Origin of the sequence: Rhodanobacter soli, assembly GCF_039523495.1 — a bacterium.
Lineage (GTDB): Bacteria > Pseudomonadota > Gammaproteobacteria > Xanthomonadales > Rhodanobacteraceae > Rhodanobacter > Rhodanobacter soli.
Genome location: NZ_BAAAFK010000001.1, coordinates 1,020,636 through 1,027,698 on the forward strand (window position 1 = coordinate 1,020,636; position 7,063 = coordinate 1,027,698).

At 68.0% G+C, this 7,063-nt stretch carries 6 protein-coding genes and 1 tRNA gene; 6 read left to right on the forward strand and 1 reads right to left on the reverse strand.

The window, feature by feature from the left end; all coding sequences use genetic code 11:
- Window positions 1–34: 34 nt before the first annotated feature.
- On the reverse strand, window positions 35–1,306 hold the full coding sequence (gene hemA, locus ABD024_RS04490) for a glutamyl-tRNA reductase (RefSeq protein WP_343850124.1): 1,272 nt from the start codon (window positions 1,304–1,306) through the stop codon (window positions 35–37).
- 90 nt (window positions 1,307–1,396) lie between these two features.
- On the opposite strand from hemA, the gene ABD024_RS04495 reads away from it, so the two are divergent.
- The 6 genes from ABD024_RS04495 to ABD024_RS04520 form a co-directional block, all read left to right on the forward strand.
- The gene (locus ABD024_RS04495; RefSeq protein WP_343850126.1) at window positions 1,397–3,154 is read left to right on the forward strand and encodes a tetratricopeptide repeat protein; all 1,758 of its coding nucleotides are present in this window, start codon (window positions 1,397–1,399) and stop codon (window positions 3,152–3,154) included.
- Entirely contained in the window at window positions 3,151–3,759 is a 609-nt protein-coding gene (lolB, locus tag ABD024_RS04500) for a lipoprotein insertase outer membrane protein LolB (protein ID WP_343850128.1), read from the forward strand. Before ABD024_RS04495 ends, lolB begins: the two co-directional genes overlap by 4 nt.
- A 50-nt stretch (window positions 3,760–3,809) precedes the next feature.
- The gene (gene ispE / locus ABD024_RS04505; protein WP_343850130.1) at window positions 3,810–5,192 is read left to right on the forward strand and encodes a 4-(cytidine 5'-diphospho)-2-C-methyl-D-erythritol kinase; all 1,383 of its coding nucleotides are present in this window, start codon (window positions 3,810–3,812) and stop codon (window positions 5,190–5,192) included.
- A gap of 48 nt (window positions 5,193–5,240) precedes the next feature.
- A tRNA-Gln gene (locus ABD024_RS04510) sits at window positions 5,241–5,317 on the forward strand.
- Window positions 5,318–5,368: 51 nt separating this feature from the next.
- Complete coding sequence (locus ABD024_RS04515) at window positions 5,369–6,310, forward strand: ribose-phosphate diphosphokinase (protein ID WP_200935675.1); 942 nt, start codon at window positions 5,369–5,371, stop codon at window positions 6,308–6,310.
- A 114-nt stretch (window positions 6,311–6,424) separates the two neighbouring features.
- Window positions 6,425–7,063: 50S ribosomal protein L25/general stress protein Ctc (locus tag ABD024_RS04520; protein WP_343850132.1), on the forward strand; the 639-nt coding region annotated here is incomplete at its 3' end.

Genomic DNA, 7,063 nt, shown 5'->3' on the forward strand with positions numbered 1-7,063 from the left:
GAGTAAAGGCAGCAACGGTGCTTTCTCTAATTTCTCACTTCTCTTCACCCACTTCCGAATCGAGCCCGTACAGCCGGCCGGCGGCGTGCAGCAGGTCGAGATCGCCGGAGAGCGCGGCTTCGCGCAGGCGCGCGCTGGGGTGGTGCAGCAGCTTGTTCGTCAGCGTGTTGGCGAGGAAGGCCAGCGCCTCGTCGGGCGACTTGCCGTGAGCCAGCATCGCGCGGGCCTTGACCAGCACCTCGTCGCGGTAGACCTCGGCATGCTGGCGCATGTCGACGGCCGGGTTCTTCAGGGTCAGCGCGCGGCGCCAGGCCATGTAGCGTTCCACCTGCAGGTCGATGATCGCTTCGGCCTCCTGCGCGGCGGCGGCGCGCGAGCGCAGGTTGTCGTCGATCACCTGGCGCAGGTCGTCGATGCCGTAGAGGTACACGTCGGGCAGCTCGCCCACGCTGGCTTCGATGTCGCGCGGCACCGCGATGTCGACCATGAACATCGGCCGGCGTTTGCGCGCCGCCATGGCCTGCTCGACACAGGTTCGGGTTACGATCGGCTGCCGCGCGGCGGTGGAGGAAATCACGATGTCGGCTTCGGCCAGGTGCTGCGGCAAGTCGGTCAGCGCGATCGCGTAGCCGCCGTGGCGGCCGGCCAGTTCCTGCGCGGTTTCCGGCGTGCGGTTGGCGACGATCAGCCGGCGCACCTGCTTCTCGGCCAGGTGCCGCGCGGCCAGTTCGATGGTGTCGCCGGCACCGATCAGCAGCACGCAGGCGTGTTTCAGGTCGGTGAACACCTGCTCGGCCAGGCGCACCGCGGTGAACGCGACCGACACCGTGTGCGCGCCGATGCGGGTGTCCGTGCGCACCCGCTTGGCCACCGCGAAGGTGTGCTGCAGCAGGCGGTCCATCGGCGCCTTCAGCGACTGCGCCTCGCGCGCCAGCTGGTAGGCGTCCTTCACCTGGCCGAGGATCTGCGGCTCGCCCAGCACCATCGAGTCCAGCCCGGTGGCGACGCGGAACATGTGGCGCACGGCGTCGTCCTCGTCGTGCCGGTACAGGAACTCATCCAGCTTGCCGGGGGTCAGATGATGATGACGATTCAACCATGCCTGCGGGATGTCCTCCGCGCCTGCCGCGACGCCGACGTACAGCTCGGTGCGATTGCAGGTGGACAGGATCATCGCCTCCTCCACGCCGGGTTCGCGGGCCAGCTCGTGCAGGGCTTCGCCCGCGGCGTCCGCATCGAACGCCACCTGCTCGCGCAGGCTGACCGGCGCGGTGAGGTGATTGAGCCCGAGGGCGATCAGCGGCATGGTGGTGGGGACATCTCGGCGGCAGGGATCCGGCGTAGGCTAAGCTTGGCGCGACGTCGCCAGACGGTGGCTCGAACGACCAGAACAGGCATGTGGATGGAGAGTAGTGTGCGGAGCGGGGCGAGCAAGTTCAAGCAACTGCGGCATTTTACGGCAGTAACCGCGCTGGCGCTGGGCCTGGCCGCCTGCGCCGGCACGCCTCTGCGTTCCGCCCCGAAAGCGGCCGCCACGCCGCAACCGCTGGCGCGGCTGACGGTGGCCACGCCGGATACCGATCACGACGTGCTGGCGCAGCTGCTGGCCGGCGAGATGGCGCTGACCCGCACCGATCTGAAGGTGGCGTCCGGCCATTACGACAAGGCGATGGCCTTGAGCAACGACCCGCAGGTGGCCGAGCGCGCGGCCGGGCTGGCGATTGCCGTGCATGACGCCGCCGCCGCCCAGCGTGCGCTGGACCGCTGGCAGGCGCTGGGCGCCAAGCCTGCCGCGATGGCCCAGGCGCGGGCCCAGCTGGCGCTGGACCGCGGCGATACCGACGAAGCACGACGCCAGTTGGAGCTGTTGATCGGCAGCGGCGACCCGGACGCGTGGCGCCAGTTCGGCCGCGTGCTCGTCGGTGCCCGCGACCAGGCCCAGGCCGCCCGCCTGCTGGAAGCGTTGGCCACGCCGGCGCGTCTGCCTGGCGATGCCCACGCATGGCTGGCGATGAGCGAGCTGGGCGACCAGTTCGGCCGGCACGCCTACGCCGTGCAGATTGCCGATGCGGCGATCCAGCGGTTCCAGAGTGCCGAAACCTACGCCTGGGCGGCGCAGATGAAGTTCAAGGACGGCGATCGCGACGGTGCGCGCGCGCTGCTGCAGAAGGCCTTGGCGAAGGAGCCGAAGAATACCCAGCTGCGCCTGGCCTATGCCGGCATGCTCAGCCAGGCCGGCGACTTTGCAGGTGCCAGCAAGCTGCTGGCGCATGGTCCGCAGAACGCCGACATCTATGCGATGCGTGCCGGGTTGGCCGCGCACGATCGGAACGACAAGGCGCTGGCCTCGCTGTACCAGGAATTGCAGAAGGCGCCGCCCGAGGTTCGCGAAAGCAGCGCCTACTTGCTCGGCCAGCTGGCCGAAATGCAGCATCGCGAGGCCGAGGCGTTGGCCTGGTACGACCAGGTGGGCGACACCGACGAGCACGCGTTCGACGCCGACCTGCGCAGCGCGATGATCCTGCACGCGCAAGGCAAGCGCACCGACGCGCATGAATTGCTGGGACAACTGCAGCTCGCCTATCTCGACCAGCCCGCGCAGTTGCGCCAGGCCTGGCAGGCCGATGCCGAGCTGTATCTGCGTGAACAGAACTACGCGAAGGCCGAAGTCGCGTTCAGCCGCGCGCTGCAGGTGGTGCCGGACGATCCGGGGCTGCTGTACGGTCGTGGCCTGGCCTACGCCGAGGCCGGCCAGATCGACCAGGCGGTGCAGGATTTCCAGCATCTGCTGAAGATCAAGCCGGGCGACGTCGATGCCAGCAATGCGCTGGGCTACACCCTGGCCGACGCGAACCGCGATCTGGCCGAGGCCGAACGGCTGATTCGCGCGGCCCGTAGCGCGAAGCCGGATGACCCGGCGATCGCCGACTCCTGGGGCTGGCTGCAATACCGCATGGGCAACCTGGACCAGGCCGCGCAGACCCTGCGCCGCGCGTGGCTGGCGCGCAAGGACGCCGACGTCGGCGTGCACCTGGGCGAGGTGCTGTGGAAGCAGGGCCACAAGCAGGATGCGCAGCGGATCTTCGACGAAGTGCGCAAACTCGATCCGCACAACGGCACCCTGCAGGAAACCCTGAAGCGGTTGCATCCATGAGGCGGTGGCTGGGTCTCCTCGCCGTCGCCGTGTCATTGCTGCTGGCCGCCTGCGTGCCGCAGGCGGTACGCGTGAAGGGCGACGCCGGCCTGCTCGATGCGCAACTCGCGCGCGAACGGGCGCTGGCGCAGGCCGACCACTGGGTGCTGCAGGGCCGGCTCGGCGTCTCCAACGGCAAGGACGGCGGCAGCGGCAGTTTCAGCTGGACCCAGGACGGCGAGCAGTACGAGTTCGTGCTGCGCGGGCCGGCGATCAGCGGCATGAATTTCCGCCTCAGCGGCGGCCCGGACGGCGCCCTGCTGGAAGGTCTGGAACACGGTCCGTTGCACGGCCCCGATGCCGAGGCGCTGATGCACAAGGCGCTGGGCTGGGAGGTGCCGCTGCACGACCTGCGCGCCTGGGTACTCGGCTTGCGCGCGGACAGCGGCCCGGCCGAACTGAGCTTCGGCGAGAACCGGCTGCCCTCACTGCTGCAGCAGGATGGCTGGGCGGTCGACTACCGCGAATGGGACGCCGCGCGCCAGCCGCCGCTGCCGACGAAGGTGTTCGCCGCGAAGCCGCCGTACAAGGTGAAGCTGTCGATCGAGTCCTGGCAGTTCCGCTGATGGGTTAGGCTTGGCGCCCCGTTGACCGTCGCAGCCGCATCAGAACCCGCATGTCCTTCCCGATCGAACGTGCCGGCCCCAGCCAGGTCGAGACCTTGTGCGCGATCGAGCGCAAGGCCGTACAGCTGTTCCGCGGCCATCCGGCGTGGCCCAGTTATGCGGCCATGTCGATCCCGCCGGAGCTGCTGCACCAGGCGATCGACCGCGGCCTGGTCTGGGCGGCGCTGGACGGGGCGGGCGAACCGGTCGGCTTCGTCTGGCTGGATGCCGACCTGGCCGATGGCGCGATCGGCGTTGCCGAGATCGACGTGCTGCCGGAGTACGGCCGGCGTGGCATCGGCGCGGCCCTGCTCGAGCACGCCTGCGCGTGGGCGCGTGCGGCCGGCTACCGGCGGATGGATCTGGGCACGCTGGCCGATGTGCCGTGGAACGCGCCGTTCTACGCGAAACACGGTTTTGCCACGGTCGCCAAGGACGATCCGTCGTTTGCGTTTGCGCGTCAGCGCGATCGCGAGAACGGCTTTCCCGACTCTCTGCGCGTGTTCATGAGCCGGGCATTGCCGCCGCCTGCGTTTGGCGAGTGGACGGTATGGCCGGCGCCGGCCAAGCTGAATCTGTTCCTGCGCATCGTCGGGCGACGTGCTGACGGCTACCACGAGTTGCAGACGGTGTTCCGCCTGCTCGACTGGGGCGACGAGGTGCGCCTGCGGGTGCGCGACGACGGACTGATCCGACGCACGCGCGACGTGCCGGACGTGCCTGAGTCAGCCGACCTGGTGGTGCGCGCGGCGCGGCTGCTGCAGGAGCGCACGGGCACGCCGCTGGGCGTCGATGTCGAGGTGGACAAGCGCATTCCGGTGGGCGGGGGGCTGGGCGGCGGCAGTTCCGACGCGGCGACCGTGCTGGTGGCGCTGAATCAGCTGTGGCAGCTGGGCCTGGACCAGGATGCGCTGGCGGAACTGGGACGTCGGCTCGGTGCCGACGTGCCGGTGTTCGTGCGCGGCCGTTCGGCCTGGGCCGAGGGCATCGGCGAGCAGCTCACCCCGCTGGCCCTGCCGCCGCGCCATTACGTGGTGCTCGACCCGCGCGAGCCGGTGTCGACTGCCGCGCTTTTTCAAGCGCCTGAATTGACACGAAATGCCTCGCGGGCGACAATTTCATCCTTTGCTTCCGGCGAAACGACGGAAAACGCCTTTGCGCCGGTGGTGCGCGCGCGGCACCCGCGGGTGGCTGCGGCGCTGGACTGGCTGGGCGGCTTCGGTCAGGCGCGGCTTTCCGGCAGCGGCGGTTGCGTATTCCTGGAGCTGCGTTCGCTCGAGCGGGCGCAGGCGGTGGCCCGGCAATGTCCGGCGGCGTTCACGGCGCATGTCGCCACAGGTGTCGACGTGTCACCCTTGCATGAGGCATCGGCGCGCCACCGGGGTGCGACGTGATGGCTGGCGGTAGAAACGGATCAGGCACGGGCAATACACAAATATCACTGGGGCGTCGCCAAGCTGGTTAAGGCACGGGATTTTGATTCCCGCATTCGCAGGTTCGAATCCTGCCGCCCCAGCCATTTCATGATGGCTTTTGTTTCGAGGTAACCACTGTGGACACGTCCACCCCGATGATGCTGTTTACCGGTAACGCACATCGTGCATTGGCCGAGGATGTCGCCCATCGACTGGGCGTGCCGCTGGGCAAGGCGCTGGTCGGCACGTTCAGCGACGGCGAGGTGCAGATCGAGATCGAGGAGAACGTCCGCAAGCAGGAAGTGTTCGTGCTGCAGCCGACCGGCGCGCCGAGCGCGGTCAACCTGTTCGAGCTGCTGGCGCTGACCGACGCGCTGAAACGCGCCTCGGCGGCCAGCGTCACCGCGGTGATTCCGTACTTCGGTTATGCCCGGCAGGATCGCCGGCCGCGCTCGGCGCGGGTGCCGATCACCGCCAAGCTGGCGGCCAGGATGATCGGCGCCGCCGGCATCGACCAGGTGCTGACGGTGGACCTGCATGCCGACCAGATCCAGGGCTTCTTCGATATTCCGGTCGACAACGTGTACGCCTCGCCGGTGCTGCTGGCCGACATCTGGCGCAGCTACAGCATGGAAGACCTGATCGTGGTCAGCCCGGACGTCGGTGGCGTGGTGCGTGCACGGGCCATCGCCAAGCGGCTGGACGATGCCGATCTGGCCATCATCGACAAGCGTCGTCCGCGCGCGAACGTGTCCACCGTGATGAACATCATCGGTGACGTGGACGGCAAGACCTGCGTGATGGTCGACGACATCGTCGACACGGCCGGCACGCTGTGTGCGGCGGCTGCGGCTCTGAAGGAGCGCGGCGCCCGCAAGGTGGTTGCCTACTGCGTGCATCCGGTGCTGTCGGGTGCGGCGATCAGCAATATCGAAGGCTCCCAGCTCGATCAGCTGGTGGTCACCAACACCTTGCCGCTGCGCCCGGAAGTGCAGGCCTGCGCCAAAATCCGCCAGCTCTCGGTCGCCGAGCTGCTGGCCGAAACCATTCGCCGCATCGCCTTTGGCGAGTCGGTGAGTTCGCTGTACGTGGATTGATCCACGGATTTTCGCCGTGGCGGCTCGGCCGTCCGGCACCATCGGCTTTTCTGGTCGCGGAAAAGTCACGCAACTGCCGCGAGGCGGTTCTTAAAAAACCAAGGTAGCAACGAAATGTCCAAGACTCATGAAATCAAGGCGCAAAGCCGCAAGGACGAGGGGAAAGGTGCGAGCCGCCGCCTGCGTCATGCGAGCTTCGTGCCGGCCGTCGTGTACGGCGCCGGGCAGGCCCCGGAGAGCATCCAGATCGAGCACAACACCATCCTGCTCGCCGCCAAGAACGAGTGGTTCTTCTCCTCGGTGCTCGACCTGAACGTCGACGGCACGGTGCAGAAGGTGCTGGTGCGTGACTGGCAGAAGCATCCGTTCAAGCAGCTGATGATGCACATGGACTTCCTGCGCGTGAACGAGAAAGAAGCGATCCGTGTCAGCGTGCCGCTGCACTTCCTGAACAAGGAAAAGTCCGCGGCGGCGAAGACCTCCGGCGTGGTGATCTCGCACAACCTGACCGAAGTGGAAATCACCTGCCTGCCGAAGGACCTGCCCGAGTCCATCGAACTGGACCTGGTCGACCTGAAGCCCGGCGACATCATCCATCTGTCGCAGCTGAAACTGCCGGAGAACGTCGAGTTGGTCGCGCTGCATGGCGGCGAAGGCCACGACACCGCGGTGGTCACGGCCAACACCGTGCAGGAAGAAGCCGAGGAAGCCCCGGCCGCCGAGGCTGTTGCGCCGGCAGCGGCTCCTGCCGCC